A 400-nucleotide genomic window follows, 5' to 3' on the forward strand; every position below is an offset into this window, starting at 1 on the left:
TACTGCTCGGGGAACAACATCCCGAACTACGCCCGGGAGCTGTACGAGGAGGACCCGATCGAGACGAGCCTCCCGATCGAGGACCCGGACTTCTCCGCGGTCGACGTGTTCGAGGCCGCGGGCGAGGACACCTTCGCCGACCACGTGATCGACCAGGTCGCCCACTGGAACGCCATGGGGATCGCCAACGTCATCCACGCGTACGCCCCGCTCGTCGTGAGCGTCGGCGGCGCGGTCGCGCTCAACAACCCCGACCGCGTCCTCGACCCCATCCGCGAGAAGCTCCCGGAGATGGTGTTCATCAACGTCCCGGAGGTCCGGCTCACCGACCTCGGCGACGACGTCGTGGTGAAGGGGGCGCTCGCGAGCGCGCTGACGGACGGCACCGGCGACCGCTCGC

Annotated in this window: 1 protein-coding gene; it reads left to right on the top strand. The window is 69.2% G+C overall.

Translation table 11 applies throughout. The features are described 5' to 3' along the window. On the top strand, positions 1–400 hold a 400-nt coding region (locus tag EXE45_RS18145), incomplete at both ends, for an ROK family protein (RefSeq protein WP_137695139.1).

Origin of the sequence: Halorubrum sp. SP9 (assembly GCF_005435015.1) — an archaeon.
GTDB lineage: Archaea > Halobacteriota > Halobacteria > Halobacteriales > Haloferacaceae > Halorubrum > Halorubrum sodomense.